The following is a 16,815-nucleotide window of genomic DNA, read 5'->3' as shown; positions in this document are numbered from 1 at the left end:
GACAGAAATTCCACATGGGAGGATGAGTCATGCAAAGCAGTGTGTATAGCGCCCTGTTCGGTGCTCTAACAAATGAACACCGTCTTAACAATATAAGTAATAATTTGGCTAATATAAATACAACAGGCTACAAGCGTGACACCCTTGCGTTTAAGGATACCTTTGTCAAGTTTGCCCATGATGAGATCATGGAACCTGTAGCAAATGTTCGCTCAGAAAAGCTCTTTCCAGAGCCGAAACATATGGCAAGACCGCGTATTGCACTTGCTCAGACGGACTTTACGCCTGGAGCTGTAAAAGTCACCGGAGGCCCGCTGGACGTGGCTATCCACGGGGAAGGATTTTTTAAAATCCAAACTCCTGACGGTGAATTTTTGACTCGTAATGGAAAGTTCCGTCAAAGCAATGACGGAACTTTGGTTACAGATAGAGGGTATCCCGTACTCGGTGATGGCGGTCCGATTACGTTGCCGCGTAATGCGAACGTAATCGTTGGTAAGCGTGGTGAATTGTACGCAAACAACGTGCAGGTTGGTCAGATTCAACTTGTTACTGTTGATGACCTGCGCGGATTGGAAAAACTCGGACAGAACATGTTCAGAGTGCGTGAAGGTGCCGATATTGCGGAACAGCCAGCGGCACAGGCTGAGCTTCAGCAAGGTGCGCTGGAATCTGCAAATGTCGAGGTTGTTTCTGAGATGGTGAATATGATTGAAGCACACCGTCAGTTTGAAGCCTATACCAAGATTATGAAAACCAGTGGTGAACTGGACAAAAACTCAACGCAACGTCTGGGTAAATCCAGCGCTTAGTCCTATGGAGGATAGTAGTTATGATGCGTTCCCTTTGGACTGCTGCGTCCGGCATGTATGCCCAGCAGCTGAATATTGATACCATTTCGAACAACCTTGCGAACGTGAACACCATCGGCTTTAAAAAAAGCCGCGCAGAGTTTGAAGACCTTATGTACCAGTCCATGAAAATTGCTGGTTCGCCAACCGCTGATGGTGGACAGGTTCCAACACCGGTTCAGGTTGGTATGGGTGTTCGTCCTGCGAGTGCACACAAGTTTTTTACACAGGGCGATTTCCAGAACACCACCAACCAGCTTGATTTCGCCATCGAAGGCGATGGCTTCTTTCAGGTAGAAGTGAACGGTGAGCTTCGTTACACCCGCGCAGGTGCGTTCAAGCTTGATAAAGATGGCACTATTGTTACCTCAAACGGATACAAGCTTCAGCCGGAGTTTATTGTACCGCAGGATGCTAAACGGATAACTCTGTCCGCGAACGGTCGTCTTGCAGCGATTGACTCTCAGGGGAAAGAATTAGCTGCAGCAGATGTTCCGTTGTACACATTCATTAACCCGGCTGGTCTCGATCCACTTGGTCGTAATATTTATTCTCAGACTGAAGCTTCAGGTGAAGCTGTTGAAGGCGTTCCTGGTCAGGATGGAACTGGCACCCTTGCTCAGGGATTCCTTGAGATGTCTAACGTTGAGATTGTAGACGAGATGGTAAACATGATTGTCGGCCAGCGTGCTTATGAGATGAACTCCAAAGCGATCCAGACTTCAGATTCTATGTTGCAGCTCGCAGCACAGCTTAAAAGTTAAGAAATAACTTTCGGAACATGCGTATGCGTATTTTATCCTTCATTTTTATGAAGCGGGTTGTCCTGTGTTGCATGGCTGTGTGCATGCTCTCAATGGTCGGTAACGCTGCTGCTTCTGAAACCAAGTGGCATTTTACTGTATTGCCTGCTGCTGTCGTAACAGGAGATGTTGTGCTGTTAGGTGATATTGCTAAACCTTCTGGCGACATCGCGTTTCAGTCATGGCAAAACTTTGCCAAAATAAAATTGTGGCCGGCTCCGCGCAAGTACGGAAGGCCAATGTCCATTACCCGTCCTAAGCTTCGTAATGCGCTGCAGAAGTATCTGGGCGGTATGGCGAGCAAAGCTATTCTTCCTGGCTCCATTGCTATTCAGCGTGGGGGCAAGGTTGTGCAGAAAAATACGCTTTCGCAAATGGTTACACGTACTATCAGCAATGCAACACAGCAGCTGGAAGGCGAAGCTGTTTTGCGCGACATGACGATTCCGAATTTTATTTTTCTTCGTGATTCAAAAAACCGGCTCGATATTGAACCGCTGCGCACAGTGCAGGCAGGACGTATCGGCATCAGGTTCAGAGAAATTGATCCTACCGGACAAGTTGTCCGTCGCATAACTGGCGGTGCTTTTTTGGACTTATGGGTAACAGTGCCGTGTGCCGCAATTCCTTTGAACAGAAATGAGTTGCTTACACCGGATAGTATTACGCATGAGCGCAAAAATTTGGCGTACCTGCGTGGCGAACCATGGGACGGTCGAGGGGGACCATATCGTGTAACACGAACCCTCGGCGCTGGAACTCCAATTTTTGAAGGCGATCTGGAAGGCGTTCCTGTGGTTGTAAAGGGTTCTCGTGTTGAACTCGTATATAAGGGGTCTGCAATCCGTTTGTCCGTAACTGCCAAGGCAATGGAAGACGGGCGCACAGGAGAAGTCATTCCGGTTCGTAATTTGCAAAGTAAAAGGCAAGTTTACGCCACCGTGTTGGACGACAGCACCGTGATTATAGAAAGAAATCGCTAAGATCCTTGATATTAGCCGATATAACAAAGTTTTTGAGTACGAGGTATTCCATGAATGTTCGTTTTTACAGTGTCATCATTCTGGCAGCGCTCATGCTGACAGGATGTCAGGCTGCTAAGGAAAAGCCGGTTCCGTCCATGCCGGTTGCAGAGCCGCCGCAATTGCTCACACCGGAAATGGCGCGGGCAAATCCGGGGTCACTCTTCCAGCCTACCAACGCAGATTTTTTGTTTGCAGACAACCGTGCACGTCGTGTTGGTGACATAGTTATGGTGAATATTGTGGAAAATGCCAGCGCCAAGAACAAGGCAGATACTACAAGCGACAAGGATTCTTCCATTGATCTTGGTGTAGATGCTTTCCTCGGCAAGTCTTCTCTTCCGTTACTTGGCAAGTTGTCCAACCCGATGGTGAAGGCAAGTGGTAAAAATAAGTTTAAGGGGGAAGGCGAAACAAACCGGGAGAACAAGTTTACTGCAACCGTTGCATGCCGCGTACTGCGGGTAAGTCCCGGTGGCCTGCTTCAGATCGAAGGTGTTCGTGAGACTCAGGTGAATAATGAAACGCAGTATCTGATGCTCACCGGCTTAATTCGTGCTCGAGATATTGCGGATAATAACAGCATTCTCTCAAGTCAGGTTGCGAATGCCCGTATTAAATACTTCGGTGAAGGCGTTATCGCAGATAAGCAGAAGCCCGGCTGGATTACACGCCTGATGGATACCGTGTGGCCGTTCTAAGATAGGTATAGATAGTATGAAACGTATTCAACACATAGCTGTATTTCTGGTGTTCGCATTTGTCATGGCTGCTGCGCTTCCGCAGGCGGCAAGTGCTGTTCGTATTAAAGATATAGCTGACTTTGGCGGCGTCCGTGATAACCAGCTTGTCGGTTATGGTCTTATTACCGGTCTAAGCGGCACAGGTGACAGCTCATCTTCCACTTTTACCACGCGTGCTGTTGTAAACATGCTGGAAAAAATGGGTGTGAGTGTAAGTCCCCGCGATATTAAATCAAAAAACATTGCTGCGGTAATGGTAACAGCAAAGCTTCCTGTCTCTGCAAAGCCAGGGTCAAGAATTGACGTTACTGTTTCCAGCCTTGGTGATGCAAAAAGCCTGCTTGGCGGCGTACTCCTCATGACACCTCTTAAAGGTGTCGATGGACAGGTGTACGGTCTTGCACAGGGACCAGTAGCAATTGGTGGTTTTTCTGCAGAAGGTAAGGCAGCCAAGGTTCAGAAGAACATTACCACCGTGGGACGTATCCCAAACGGTATGAACGTTGAACGTGCAGTACCGTTTGAGTTTAATAGTCAGGAGTCTTTGACTCTGAATATGCATAACGGTGATTTTTCCACAACAAATCAGGTTGTAGAAAGCCTGAACAGGGCCATTGGCGGTAATTTTGCCTTTGCCAGAGATATTTCAACCATCACTTTGGATGTTCCTCCGCAGTACAGGAATAATATTGTTCCTCTGATGGCAGCTATTGAGAACATTGAAGTGACACCGGATCAGAAAGCACGTGTTGTTGTTGATGAAAACACAGGAACCGTTGTTGTGGGGGCAAATGTTCGCATCTCACCAGTGGCAATTGCGCACGGTTCTTTGCAGATCGTTGTTAAAGAAGACGAGAAAGTTTCTCAGCCTAATCCGTTTTCTGACGGCAAGACTGTAACTACGCCGCAGACTGATGTGAAAGTGAAAGAAGAAAATAAACGTCTCGTTTTGATGAAAGGTGCAACCCTTCAGGAATTGACCGACGGTCTGAACGCTATCGGTGCAACACCGCGTGACCTTATCTCAATCCTCAATGCTCTGAAGGCAGCCGGTGCGCTGCATGCGGAACTGGAGGTGATCTAGATGGTAGCTCCTGTTGATTCTGATATGCTGAATGCTTCTATTGGGGCACAGCAGCTTAAAGCAAAAACAAAACAGCTCTCCGCCCTGCAAAAGGGCGGCGGGGCTGAAAGTGCTAAGTTGCGTGAAGCGGTGGAAGGATTTGAGGCCATATTTATTCAGAAAATGTGGCAGCAAATGCGTAACACTGTTCCGAAAAGCGGCATGTTCAAGAGTCGTGAGGAGCAGATGTGGCAAGGCATGTTTGATCAGGAACTGTCTGTAAAAATGGCTCAGTCAGGCGGTATTGGTCTGGCAGACATGCTTTACAAGCAGCTTTCTGAAAAACTTGGCGATGCCAGCCGTGATACCAACAGTAAGGGCGGTAATGTTGCGCTCCGTGATCTGTCTTCAACCGATGTCTTCAACAAAGTGAAGGCAGTATCAAACCGTGCTGAAACACCTACTCCTTCATCTCTGGATGATTTATATTCGCCGATGGAAGAGCAGGAACTGGAAACAGATCCTACTGCGACCCGTGTTATCAATACCAATCTGCAAGCCATGACAGACAAGGATGTTGTGGAAAATGTGAATGAGCTTGAGCGTCAGCTCGTTATGGAGCTTATTTCAGATCCGGATCGTGTTGTGCCTGATCCAGTGGAGCCAGCCTCGGAGCAGCAGGCAAAGGTTGAATCGGTTCCTGTAGCGCAACAGATTGCAGTTGAAGAAGATTTAATAAAATCGGCAACCATTGAAGCTTCAAATGAAGTCTCACAGATTGTGGGCATAGGTGGACCGATTGAGCCTTCACCGGATATGGCGACAGTCAATTGGCCGCTTCCGGGACCGATTTCTTCAAACTTTGGTTGGAGAAAGGACCCGTTTACTGGGAAAAAAGCATGGCACAGCGGTGTTGATATTGCCGGAAAGACTGGTGATCCAGTCGCTGCTGCATGGGATGGTAAGGTTATCTATTCCGGTGAAAAGAAAGGATATGGCAAACTGGTAGTTCTGGAACACCCTAACGGATGGCGCAGTTACTACGGTCACAACAGCAAATTGAATGTAGAAGTTGGCGAAACAATCGCGGCTGGCAAGAAAATTGCTGAAGTAGGTAGTACAGGACGTTCCACAGGGCCGCATTTGCACTTCGAAGTGCGACAGGGCGAACTTGCATGGAATCCTCAACAGATCAGATCTCGCCTGATGGCGGGGCTTCCAATCGGTCGGGTAACCTAAAGGAGATACCATGTACACAGAAACTTACCAGAATTTGCATCGTCAGGAAAAAGCGCTTGAGGTGCTTGAGGCATTACTTACGGAAGAGTTTGCCGAGTTACGCGAGCGTAAACCGGAATCAATTACCGGACTTGAGTTTTCGATTCATGAACTCATGCGTCAGATTGCAAATGAACGTACAACGCTAAAAAATTCTTTGGGTGGACAGCGTCTTGCTGGTGTTCTCCAAGTTCTTGCAGAAGAAGAACAGGCAGCACTTAAAGAACTGCTTGGTCGCATAGATGTTTTAGAAAAACGTTGTTCCCGTCAGGCTTCAATGAACGCAGAACTGGCGCTAGCTTTGCATGATCAGAGCCAGTCACTGCTCAATCACTTGCAAAGTCAAATTCAACCTCGCAACAACGCTACCTACGGAAGAACCGGAGCATACACGCAAAGTCGTCCGGAGGCCGTACTCATACACGGGAGACTGTAAATGGCTATAACCTCGTTACTCAATTTAGGCGGCAACACCGTCTACACTCCTCCTAAGGACATTAAGCCTACTGATAGCAACATTCCAGTACGCAATACAGGGACAGTTGCGCCTGCAGACCAGCAGCCTGGTCAAAATACCGGTATTTACTATCTGCCGGGGCTTATGAATATCAGTACGACTGGTAACGAGGTGATATCCCGTTTTGTGGAGCAGGTAGAGCACCAGACTATTGCCCGAACCTCAGACTTTGCACGTTGGGATAGTCAGCGTGAGATGTTACTTAATGTCGATTCTATGTTTGCCACAGAAGAGGCTCTCGGCTCTCAGGATAATATCAGCCGTTTTTTTGATAACTGGAAAACGCTGAGTCAGAAGCCGCAAGATGCTACTGCAAGGCAAAATGTTCTTAATAGTTCAGATGCAATGGTGCAGATGCTTCGTGGGCAGCGCGAGATGCTTGAGTCTACTTCAAAGGCAATTTCTGAAGGAGTTCAAGAATCTCTGGTAGAGCTGAATGAAAAATTACAGGCGTTAGTGGATGTGAACGCACGCCTTGCTTCACCGGAAAGTGTTGGTGCCCGCAGTGACTTGATTCGTGAGCGTAACGCGATTGTTCATGCTATTTCTGAGAAGCTGGATATTGAAACCAGCATCAACACTCGTGAACAGATGCAGGTTTCCACCCGTTCCGGCTTTACCCTTGTTGATGGAACTTCTGCATACACATTGCATTTAAGTGAACCGTCTTTGACACCGCGCCTTACCCCGGCTTCTACTTTTGATGGTTCTGTGACCTTTGAAGGAACTTCTTCTCGTGAGGTTGTTTTAGAGGTAACGCAGGGTGGTGCTGTAGGGACAGGAGAAGTGCGCTTTAGAGCTTCATTGGACGGCAAGCGTTCATGGCTTTCCGATGCTGAAGGAAACGATATCCAATTTACGGTTGCAGCAAACGGTTCTGCGCCTTCAGTTCAGGGACTGAATATAAAATTTAACTCTAATTCAGGTATGTTGGCTGCAGGGGATACTATTAATATTGTTCCTAAGCAGCATGTGACGGGATTTACTCCTCAGGGCTGGGTAAATGTTACACCGCAAAGTTTCTTTGACGGTAGTGACAATGAGTTGCGCATTACTGGAGGACAGATTTCTGGCCTTATGCAGTTGCGTGACAATAAGTTAGGGAAGTATTTAGAAAAGCTGGATAGCCTTGTTTCCACCATTATTACAGAAGTGAATAAATTGCATGCGCAAGGTGCTTCAACCATTCCGCAGTCTGAAATCACTGCGACAAATGGTGTTATTAACGCAGATGCTCCGCTTTCCAGCAATGCTTCCGGCCTTGCTACAAGACAAACTGTTTCTGCTGGTAAAATGACATTGTTTGCCATTAATACCGAAACAGGCAAGCCAGCGCCGACAACTGCCTACGGTATTATCGATTTTTCCGGCGTTGCGCCGTACGTCCGTGAGTTTGATCCGGCAGTTCATTCTTTGAACAACGTGCGTGATGCCATTAGCAGTTCTTTAGGCCAGTTTGGTTCTGCAACAATTGAAGAGAATGTATTGCAGATAACTGCTGCCGAGAATTACACGCTTTCTTTTGGCGAAGATAGTTCTCATCTTTTTGCCGCACTGGGAATGAATACATATTTTGCGGGAACAACTGCAAAGGATATGAAAGTGCACGAGCGTGTGCGTGACGATGAATCTGCAATTAACGCTGGCATTGTAAACAATGCGGGGGCTGTCGCAGCTGAAAGCAGTGAGACAGCGAAGTTCATCGCTGCGTTGAAAGATAAAACTTTTTCTTTCAACACCCCGGGTGAAGCAACAAAAACTGTCAGTGCGCGTGAATATTATTCCTCGTTAAGTGCTCAGGCAAAAGATGATGCAACAACTGCATTATACAAAACGCAATTTAATGAAGCCCTGCTACTTGACCTTTCTCGTCAGAATGCCACAATACACGGCAGTAATTTGGATGCTGACATCTCTGAAATGACGAGATTTCAGCACTCATATAAGGCAGCTGCGAAGCTTATTACATCTGCGGAAGACATGATGCAGGTTATCGCGGGGATGCCTAACTAGTATAAAAACACTGTGAAATGACGGATGCCGTTTGTCGCAGTTGTTCCTGCGATAGCAGGTTTTTGTCATAAACCTCAGCAAGAGTAGTGACGCCTATGCTTATACTGACCCGACGCGCGGGGGAGAGCTTGTGCATAGGGGACAACATAAAGGTCACAGTCCTCAGTGTACAAGGAAAGCAGGTAAAAATTGGATTGGATATACCGGATAAGATGCCGGTATACCGGGAAGAAGTTTATTTGCGAATTAAAGAACAGAACCGTCAGGCAAGTGAAACGCTCGACACAGACTTTTTAATGGCTACAGAATTATGGAAGAGCAAAAAGAAATAGTAATCGAAACCCGTATTGGGACACAGAGTATCTCTATGGACAAAGTCATTGAGTTCCCACGTGGACTGCTGGGTTTTGAGGACCATCACAGCTTTACGCTGCTTCAGCTTCGCGATGCATCTCCATTTCTTGTTTTGCAAAGTATGGATGCTCCGAATCTGGGTTTTCTTGTGGCAGACCCATACAGCTTTATTGATGATTATCCAGTCATCATTAACTCAGCAGATGAAGAAACCTTACAGGTTGAAGACCCTGCTGACGTAGCCGTGTTGGTAACAGTGACTATCCCTCATGGAAGGCCAGAGAATACAGCGCTGAACTTGTCTGGTCCGATTCTGGTAAACAGAAAAAGTCGTCGTGGTGTGCAGACTCCGCTGACTGACCGAAACGTGCCAACCCAGCTCTATTTGAATATAGAGGGCAAATAATTTTCGCAGTAGCGAAAATAGGATGCAAATAAAAAAGGGTGAGTTGATTTCAATCAACTCACCCTTTTTGTGTTCTATTTTGTAGTGGCTATCTAACGGTTAGATAACTTTGTTCAGAGCGTATTCGATGATGCCTTCTGCACCTTCTGCTTTCAGGCGTGGAATCAGGTCGCGAACAATGCTCTGGTCTACAACAATCTCAACAGAATGCCATGCTGTGTCCGTGAGCTCTGCAATGGTAGGAGAGTTCAGGGAAGGAATCTCGTTAAGAATTTCTGGCAGCTTGTCGCTAGGTACGTTCATTTTGAGACCAACGAGGGATTCTGCACGCAGTGCGCCCTGAAGCAGCAAATCAATCTGCTCGATTTTGCGGCGCTTTTCAGGATCAGCCCATGCAGCTTCGCTGGTGACAAGCTGGGTGTTGGTAACAAGAACTTCTGCGATAATACGTAGACCGTGTGCGCGGATAGTTGTACCGGTCTCGGTTACTTCTACAATCGCATCAGCAAGTCCTTCTACAACCTTTGCTTCAGTTGCACCCCAGGAGTACTGAACATCAACGTCGATGCCTGCATCTTCGAAGTATTTTTTAGTAACGCCGAGCAGTTCGGTAGCAATGCGTTTACCAGCGAGGTCTTCCGGACGTTTGTACGGGGAATCGCCAGCAACAGCCAGAACCCAGCGCGCAGGGCGGTTGGAAACCTTAGAGTAAATAAGGTCTGACACTACTTTTACATCAGCGCCGGTTTCCAGCAGCCAGTCTTTACCGGTAAGACCTACATCAAGGATGCCGTCTTCAATGTACTTAGGGATTTCCTGTACACGGCAAAGGCGTGCGGTGATTTCCGGATCATTGATCTCTGGGAAGTAGTTTCTGTGGTGCTGGTGGATTTTCCAACCGGAGCGTTCGAAGAGGCTGAGGGTTGGCTTTTCAAGAGAACCTTTAGGCAGACCAAGCTTGATAATTGAGTTGGTAGAAGACATTATTTGTAGACCTCCTTAGGGTCGAAAACTAACGGCGAGCAGATTGAAATTTCGCCTTCATTGTTACGTTCACGATAAAAACAGCTTTTATACCCTTCATGGCAGGCCGCGCCGCCTTTTTGCTCTACGATCAGCAGAATAGTGTCGCTGTCGCAGTCAAGGCGCACGGCCTTGATATGCTGGGTATGTCCTGACGTTTTGCCTTTATGCCAAAGCGCGTTACGGCTGCGGCTAAAGTAATGGGCTTCGCCCGTTTCAAGAGTCCTGTTCCAAGCTTCTTCATTCATATAGGCCATCATGAGCACATCGCCGGTCGCTGCATCTTGAGCGATGGCGGGAACAAGACCACCTGTTTTCGCAAAGTCAGGGGTAAAGTCTGTCATTTAAGTCCCTTTGGTAGTCTTTGTTATAATGTTTCGGGAAGGATTTTCAAATTTGTAAACTGTATGCCTAACTAATAATTCAACGACTTGCAATACTCAGAGTCCGTAAAACATGCGGCCTGCGGCGCTTTTTTTGCTTTTAGCGAGTCTGCGGCGCTTTTTGTCTCCGACGGCTGGGGAAAACCTTTCTGTAGAAAGGTTCTTCCCCAGACCCCTTTCCAAAGACTTTTATTCGCGAGGGCAGCTTCTTTTTTGTATAAGTTTGCGTTTTATATTTAGATGCCTTCGTGAAAGAAAAAATATTATCGAACTACGTCTACATGGATAGAGGCTAAGTGTTCTAGCTCTTCGCTGAGTGAAAGTGCGTGGCTAAGTGTGTCTGCCCAACATACGAGTCCGTGTTTTTCCATGTATACCGCGTCGTGTGTCATGGCGGCTTTTCCAGTTGCCTGCGCAAGTTCCACAGTTCCCGGTTCAAACGCTGGAGCTGTGGTCATACGAGAACCGATTAAGTCAGTTTCAAAAATCGGGAGCTTCAGCATTTGTGCAGGTTCAACAAGCACACCCAATGCAAGAATTTTTGGTGGATGTGTATGAAGAATTGCACGCGCCTTTGGCTGGTTCCGGTAAATTTCTAAATGCATTTCGCCTTCAGAGGATGGTTTGCTTCCTGCCAAAATTTTGCCACTGGCAATATCGACCAGAACAAAGTCTTTTGGCTCAAGGCAGCCTTTAGCGGAGCCTGTTGCAGTCATAAGGCAAGCATCACCGAGGCGAATTGAGGCATTACCGTTGAACCCTGAAAAAAGTCGTCGAGTCCATGCCTTGCTACATATCAGAGTGATTTCGTCGATATCTTCGCGGCGAATATTCACTGGCGTAATCAGGTTAGCTGGCGTTGGTGTCTTTTTGATGTCGATCAGAGGAGTTTTATCTAACGCTTCAAGTAGATCGACACGTAGTTTGTTTTCGGCAATTTCAAGAATTGTTACGGTATGAACCCCAATCGGATTCGGGCGTGATGGGGAGCGGGTAGCAAATACACCGCGTTTAGGGCGTGATCTGTCTCCACGAGGATGAACCTCCAGAGTGGTTCTGTCCGCCTTATGAAACCATGTGAGCAGGTCGATGCTTTGCCCGACGTACAGTTCGGTTAAGCCAGCAGCAAATTCAGGGTTTATTTCAACCCATGCCTCTTTGCCGCCTTCGTTGCCTTGTTTCGGGCATTTTTCCAGATCATCAAATTGGGTACGAACTCTGCCGATGAATTGAACTTCCGCTGTCATGGTATTTTCCTGTTATCAAAAAAATGAGCCACTAGAAGAGATTTGTTGATCGAACGAATGGTCATTGTTTACGGGCGATAACTCGCCTGCACGTTATGCCGGTCAAGGGGGGGCTCCCCCTTGTGGGGTGGAGGGGCAAAGCCCTTCCCCGCCGGAGGCAATAAACTCAAAGATATCCCTTTGCTCGTTAATTACGCGAAATGGTCAAACCCATGTTCTGTGGTGGCTTGTCCATTAACTACAATCTGCCCATTGCTGGTTACGATGCCGAGCTTTTGCATTTGAGGAAGTTTTACAACGAGTTCCGCAAAGATGGAAGCTGGGCACGTTCCCAGAAGCGCATAATCTTCGCCGCCTTTGAAAGCTTCGAAGACGGGATCAAGATTATGCTTCTGTGCATAGGACAGTTGTTCTGCATGCAGCATGTCAGTTGTAATATTGATGCTGGCACCTTTTGTGGACGGTTTGTCAGCTGATGATGCGGTCTTTTCGCCGAGAAGGCGTGGAATATCGCGTGCAAGCCCGTCGGATAAATCCATAAGCGTTATGCTGCTGTAACCAGATAGAATTTGTCCGGCTTCAATTTGAGGCATTGGGCGTAGATGTGCGTTGGTTGCTGCGGGATATTCTTCCATTGCGTTGCGCCCAATGGTTTCGAGAGCGTTAAGTCCTGTGCGTGCAAGCCCGATTGTTCCTATAAGGAAAATGATGTCCCCTTCGGAGCAGCCGGTGCGGTTAAGGAATACAGGTGTGCCGCCTGCGGCGCGTGTTGGTGCGCCCCAGATGGTTACGGATGTTCCTAAAATTGGTGATTTTGAAAGATCACCACCCGCGAGTGGAACATTGTATTGCTGTGCAAGACTTGCCATTCCATTGAAAAACTCATCCCAATAGACCTGATTTCGCCCTTCTGGAACCATGAGGTCGAGAGTAAATCCAAGCGGAACTGCGCCAGAGGCGGCAATGTCGCTCAAACTGACGGCTAGAGCTTTATGGCCAATGTCTGCTGGGGAAAAGTATTGTTCGCGAAAATGGATATCTTCCAGAAACAAGTCTGAAGACAAGCATATGCGCTCAGGGCATGAAAGCACAGCACAGTCGTCACCGCGTCCTACAATAAGGTGAGGATGACTGTTTGGAAAATGGCGATCAATACAATCTAAAAAATCAACTTCGGAAGATAACTTATGCGTCATGGAAAAGCTCCTGAGTGTTGGCGCCCGACAAATTTCTGCAACTGTAAGAATAACGTGTTTGTCGGCATTCGTCATGGATATTGGATTAGTCTTCCATAACCAAGTATGCTTCCATAATGACTTTAAGTCCGAAGCCTGGGAAGTTTACACGGTATTTGTCCGGCGGTAGATGCTGGACAATTTTACCGCGACCAAAAATCTTGTGTGTGCAGTAACCTAATTTACCACCACTGATGGCACTGGATGGTGCTGAGCTTGCGGATGGCTTTGGTGTACTGCTGCTACTCTTTTGTGGTGCACGGTGAGGTGGTGTGCTTGTAGGGCGCGCTGTCTGCGTTACGGTGCCTGAGTAGTTCTCACGCCACTCCTCATAAAGAGAGCCTGGGATATCGCGTACAAACGGGCTTGGAATAGCCGGTTCATTACCACCTGTACCGCGTGCGTAGAGAGAAGATGGAACAAATAAGCCGAGATACTTACGGGCGCGGGTACACGCAACGTACATGAGGCGTCGTTCTTCTTCAAATTCTTCTGCTTTTTGCACAGCATGACGAGACGGGAAGCGGTCTTCCACCAAGTCGATAAGGATTACGGCATCCCACTCTAGACCTTTTGCGGAATGGATTGTGGACAGGGTAATGAGGTCCTGTTCCTCGTCTTCCTGTTTCTGTGTCGGGTCTTCCAAAGAAAGATCGGACAAGAACAGATCGATATCAGAATATCCAGACGCAATTTGCACAAGCTGCTCAAGACCATGCTCACGACGCGGGTAGTCGTCAGGGTAGATAGTTTTGAGTCTTGGTTTGTAATGTACCAACACTTCTTCAAGCAGTTCTACAGGCTCAAGGCGCTGACGACGTAATGAGTCGATTAGGTCGAGGTCTTCACGTAAGTCAGGGTACCTTACAAGCGCTTTCTGCAACTTGGTCGGGTCTTCTGCCTGTGTTGCTTCGTAAATTCGAATAGAGGTTTTTGGGCCTACGCCTTTAATATTGGCAGTGAGGCGATGGAACGCTGGCAAATCAAGCGGGTTAATGAGCAGGCGAACGTAGCTCATAACGTCTTTAACGTGTGCTGCGTCGGAGTACTTCAGTCCACCGAATTTGCGGAATTTTAAACCAAGCTTATTGAGCTGCATTTCCACATGGTAGGACTGGTACCCAGCGCGGAACAGAACAGCAATTTCTTTGTTTTTGTACTTCTTACGCAGCTTGCCGATTTTATCCACGACCATTTTAGCCTGTGTCAGGTCAGAAAGAGGGATAAGCACTTCCGGCTTACGTCCATCTTTCTTGTTGGAGAACAGGTTCTTTTGGAATGCCTGCGGTGCTTCTGCAAGAATGGAGTTGGTTAAGTCGAGAATAGGCTGGATGGAACGATAGTTTTCTTCCAGCTTAACCATTTTGCAGCCCGGGAACAGTTTCGGGAAATCCAGAATGTTCTGCACGTTTGCACCACGGAACGCATAGATTGACTGGGCATCATCACCTACAGCCATAACGTTGCCGTGACCGCCTGCGAGCAGACGCACGATGCGAGCCTGAACGAGGTTGGTATCCTGATATTCGTCTACCATGATGTATTTGAAGCGCTGCTGGTAGTATTCGCGCACTTCTTTATTCGTGGTCAGAAGATGCTCAAGCTTAAAGAGCAAGTCATCATAGTCCAGCAAGCCGTGTTGAGCTTTGTACTGTTCGTATTCAGTACCGATGGTAGCAATGTCATCGCGGTATGCAGCAAGGTGGAATGCTTCACGGCGAAGGATGTCGTGCAGATCCATCTCCTTGTTACGGCTCTTGGATAACATGCCCATGACTGTCTGAATCTTAGGGAATGACTTGTCACCCTTGCCGATAGCAAGCGTATCTTTGCAGTACTTCAGCGCACCATTAGCGTCCGCAGAGTCCATAATGGAAAGACTACCTTCGTATTCTTCCGGAGGATTCTGGCGTAGAACAGAGTACGCAAATGCGTGGAAGGTGCCGCCAGTAATGTTGCCCACAGAGTGTCCAAGCAGCTCTGTGGCACGCTGGAGCATTTCTTGCGAGGCTTTGCGGGTAAAGGTGAGCAGCAAAATTTCGTGAGGCGATACGCCTTGCTCGATCATGTTCGCAAGGCGGTATACCAGTGTGCGGGTTTTGCCGGAACCGGCACCCGCAATAACAAGCATAGGGCCTTCAAGTGTGGTTGCCGCTTCGTACTGGGCAGGGTTCAATTCATTCTTATAATCAATCATGGTGATATTTGGGTTGCCTCCGGCGTGTAGAGCAAAATGTTTTTTTGTCTCCGACGGCTGGGGGAAACCCTTTTGCAAAAGGGTTCTCCCCCAGACCCCCTTCCTAAAAATCTTATTTGTAGACTAGAGGGTCTGGTGGGTTAGTAACAAGATATTGTGGTTAACCAAAAGGTAGTGGTGCATAAGTCGCGAGGCTGTGTATATAACATGCTGTTCTCGCGAGTAAAAGTTTTTGGAGAGTCCAGAGAAGCCTTTTTTTAAAAAGGTTCTCTGGCCACCGGAGGCAACAAAGAAGTATCGCCGAAGGCTCTCCGCTACCTGTCGGTAACATGAAAATGTCGTAAAATTTCAGCGCCAACATCGCGCACCCGTTGATACTGTGCGTTTTGGCTATCATAAAAGAACGTGTCTTGCACTGTATGCGTTCCGGTGCGTCCAAAAAATCCAAATGGTTCGCGCCGGTTGAATTTAGCCTTTAGATCAAATCCGGCGGTGGCCTCGCAGACGAGATTGGGCGCAAATCGCGCCATTTTTCCGGAATAAAGCTCCCGCCCTTTGTGAATTTCTTTAAACACGGGACGTCCGTTGTAGGTTACGGACATGAGGCGTTCTGCTATGTGCTGTTCTAACGCAGGAACATCCGCGTCTGCAACTGGTCCGCGTGCAAAGCGACTGGTAGCGTGGATGTAAATACGTCCTGGGTCAAGTGCAAACGCTTTGCAGTTCGTAGATATTTGTTGCGGGTCAAGCTCGCTGCAAGCTTCCGGCGGCAGGTGTGTTTTGAATAGTTCCATTTGGCGTAACAGGGCGTTCACATCAACTTCGGTGATAAGTCGTGTGAATCCGTGGTCTGCCAATGAGATAAGCCGTTTTGGCTCCGGCAGAGCATCGTAGGATTCAAGCACGTCGCCAATCATAGCATCCCATTCTTCTAACAGACTCAAGCACTCGTTGTGCCATGGGTGGTCTGCTTCTTCCACTGCATCGAAGAGAAAGTGAAAAAGGCGATCTGTTTCCGTGAGGACGAAAATGAATAGATCCCACGCACCGTCTTTCCAGAGCAGGGAAAAAGCATGTTTTCTTGCTGCCAGTGTTTTTCGCAGCTGGTTGAGCAGAAAGGTTGGATTTGTAGCACCTGTGGTCGTGTCTGCTTCGAGCAGGTAGTTTGCGCCGAGTAGGTTCAGTAAAAACTTTGGGTAGACTGCCTGCGATAACTCTTCTGCGACAAAGCCGGATATGAGCATCCCGTTTATTGGGCGTGCAGGGTATGTGTTCGGCAGGTTTATGCTGCGGGAACGGAGTCCTTTTTCTGCAAGTCTGTCAAAGATAGTAGGATGCTGCGGTTGTTCAAAATTGCAAAGCCCCATGGTGTAGCCACGGCTGTGAATTCGGGTGAACCCGTATACGCCATGTTCTCCGGGACCTGCTGCTGTGTAGAAGCTTGTCCAGTTTACTGGGGATAATTCCGGCAGTTCAGCCTTGATCTCTGTTGCATCTGCTGTGAGGCGTGCAAGGGACGGAAAACGCCCTGTGGCTGCGAGACGTTTTGCAAGAGATAGCGGAAGTCCGTCCAGTCCGAGCACGACGAGTTTTCCGTAGTTGTGAGTGTTTTTTTCTATCGATGACATGAGCACGTGTGTATCAGATGGCTATGCGCAGGGCTAGATGCTAATGGGCTTT

The 16,815-nt window shown here is 47.9% G+C and carries 16 protein-coding genes; 10 read left to right on the top strand and 6 right to left on the bottom strand.

Annotated elements, in window-relative coordinates; all coding sequences use genetic code 11:
* The first annotated feature begins 29 nt into the window (after positions 1–29).
* The 10 genes from flgF to fliW all read left to right on the top strand — a co-directional run bounded on the left by flgF (position 30) and on the right by fliW (position 9,050).
* Positions 30–812: a flagellar basal-body rod protein FlgF gene (gene flgF / locus BUR09_RS15690; RefSeq protein WP_074217893.1), complete on the top strand. Its 783-nt coding sequence runs from the start codon at positions 30–32 to the stop codon at positions 810–812.
* Between the two features lie 20 nt (positions 813–832).
* Complete coding sequence (flgG, locus tag BUR09_RS15685) at positions 833–1,615, top strand: flagellar basal-body rod protein FlgG (protein WP_074217892.1); 783 nt, start codon at positions 833–835, stop codon at positions 1,613–1,615.
* Between the two features lie 23 nt (positions 1,616–1,638).
* Positions 1,639–2,637 (top strand): flagellar basal body P-ring formation chaperone FlgA, encoded by a 999-nt coding sequence (gene flgA, locus BUR09_RS15680; protein ID WP_175566053.1) that lies wholly within the window; start codon positions 1,639–1,641, stop codon positions 2,635–2,637.
* A gap of 50 nt (positions 2,638–2,687) precedes the next feature.
* Positions 2,688–3,377, top strand: a complete 690-nt coding sequence (locus BUR09_RS15675) for a flagellar basal body L-ring protein FlgH (RefSeq protein WP_074217891.1) — start codon at positions 2,688–2,690, stop codon at positions 3,375–3,377.
* A gap of 16 nt (positions 3,378–3,393) precedes the next feature.
* Positions 3,394–4,503 carry a flagellar basal body P-ring protein FlgI gene (locus BUR09_RS15670; protein ID WP_074217890.1) on the top strand — a complete coding sequence of 370 codons (1,110 nt, stop codon included), beginning with the start codon at positions 3,394–3,396 and terminating at the stop codon, positions 4,501–4,503.
* Entirely contained in the window at positions 4,504–5,721 is a 1,218-nt protein-coding gene (locus tag BUR09_RS15665; protein WP_074217889.1) for a peptidoglycan DD-metalloendopeptidase family protein, read from the top strand. It abuts the gene before it with no gap.
* A gap of 10 nt (positions 5,722–5,731) precedes the next feature.
* Entirely contained in the window at positions 5,732–6,196 is a 465-nt protein-coding gene (locus tag BUR09_RS15660; protein WP_074217888.1) for a flagellar protein FlgN, read from the top strand.
* Positions 6,197–8,290: a FlgK family flagellar hook-associated protein gene (locus BUR09_RS15655; RefSeq protein WP_074217887.1), complete on the top strand. Its 2,094-nt coding sequence runs from the start codon at positions 6,197–6,199 to the stop codon at positions 8,288–8,290.
* A 95-nt stretch (positions 8,291–8,385) separates the two neighbouring features.
* Positions 8,386–8,622 carry a carbon storage regulator CsrA gene (csrA, locus tag BUR09_RS15650; RefSeq protein WP_074217886.1) on the top strand — a complete coding sequence of 79 codons (237 nt, stop codon included), beginning with the start codon at positions 8,386–8,388 and terminating at the stop codon, positions 8,620–8,622.
* A complete protein-coding gene (gene fliW / locus BUR09_RS15645) occupies positions 8,601–9,050 on the top strand; it encodes a flagellar assembly protein FliW (RefSeq protein WP_074217885.1) in 450 nt (149 codons plus the stop codon). Before csrA ends, fliW begins: the two co-directional genes overlap by 22 nt.
* A 99-nt stretch (positions 9,051–9,149) precedes the next feature.
* On the opposite strand, the gene hisG is transcribed toward fliW, so the two are convergent.
* From hisG to BUR09_RS15615, 6 genes are all read right to left on the bottom strand, one after another.
* Positions 9,150–10,034, bottom strand: coding sequence for an ATP phosphoribosyltransferase (hisG, locus tag BUR09_RS15640; RefSeq protein WP_074217884.1), 885 nt, complete (start codon positions 10,032–10,034; stop codon positions 9,150–9,152).
* Complete coding sequence (gene hisI, locus BUR09_RS15635) at positions 10,034–10,417, bottom strand: phosphoribosyl-AMP cyclohydrolase (RefSeq protein WP_074217883.1); 384 nt, start codon at positions 10,415–10,417, stop codon at positions 10,034–10,036. The genes hisG and hisI overlap by 1 nt, the downstream gene beginning before the upstream one ends.
* 302 nt (positions 10,418–10,719) lie before the next feature.
* On the bottom strand, positions 10,720–11,703 hold the full coding sequence (gene tsaA / locus BUR09_RS15630; protein ID WP_074217882.1) for a tRNA (N6-threonylcarbamoyladenosine(37)-N6)-methyltransferase TrmO: 984 nt from the start codon (positions 11,701–11,703) through the stop codon (positions 10,720–10,722).
* Positions 11,704–11,894: 191 nt separating this feature from the next.
* Positions 11,895–12,899, bottom strand: coding sequence for a thiamine-phosphate kinase (gene thiL / locus BUR09_RS15625; RefSeq protein ID WP_074217881.1), 1,005 nt, complete (start codon positions 12,897–12,899; stop codon positions 11,895–11,897).
* An 85-nt stretch (positions 12,900–12,984) separates the two neighbouring features.
* A complete protein-coding gene (locus BUR09_RS15620; protein ID WP_074217880.1) occupies positions 12,985–15,135 on the bottom strand; it encodes an ATP-dependent helicase in 2,151 nt (716 codons plus the stop codon).
* Between the two features lie 314 nt (positions 15,136–15,449).
* The gene (locus BUR09_RS15615) at positions 15,450–16,718 is read right to left on the bottom strand and encodes an alkaline phosphatase family protein (RefSeq protein WP_322788062.1); all 1,269 of its coding nucleotides are present in this window, start codon (positions 16,716–16,718) and stop codon (positions 15,450–15,452) included.
* Between the last annotated feature and the right edge of the window lie 97 nt (positions 16,719–16,815).

The sequence above is a fragment of the Halodesulfovibrio marinisediminis DSM 17456 genome (genome assembly GCF_900129975.1).
GTDB lineage: Bacteria > Desulfobacterota > Desulfovibrionia > Desulfovibrionales > Desulfovibrionaceae > Halodesulfovibrio > Halodesulfovibrio marinisediminis.
Note: the sequence above shows the minus strand (reverse complement) of the source record. Positions and strands in the feature narration are given on the sequence as shown.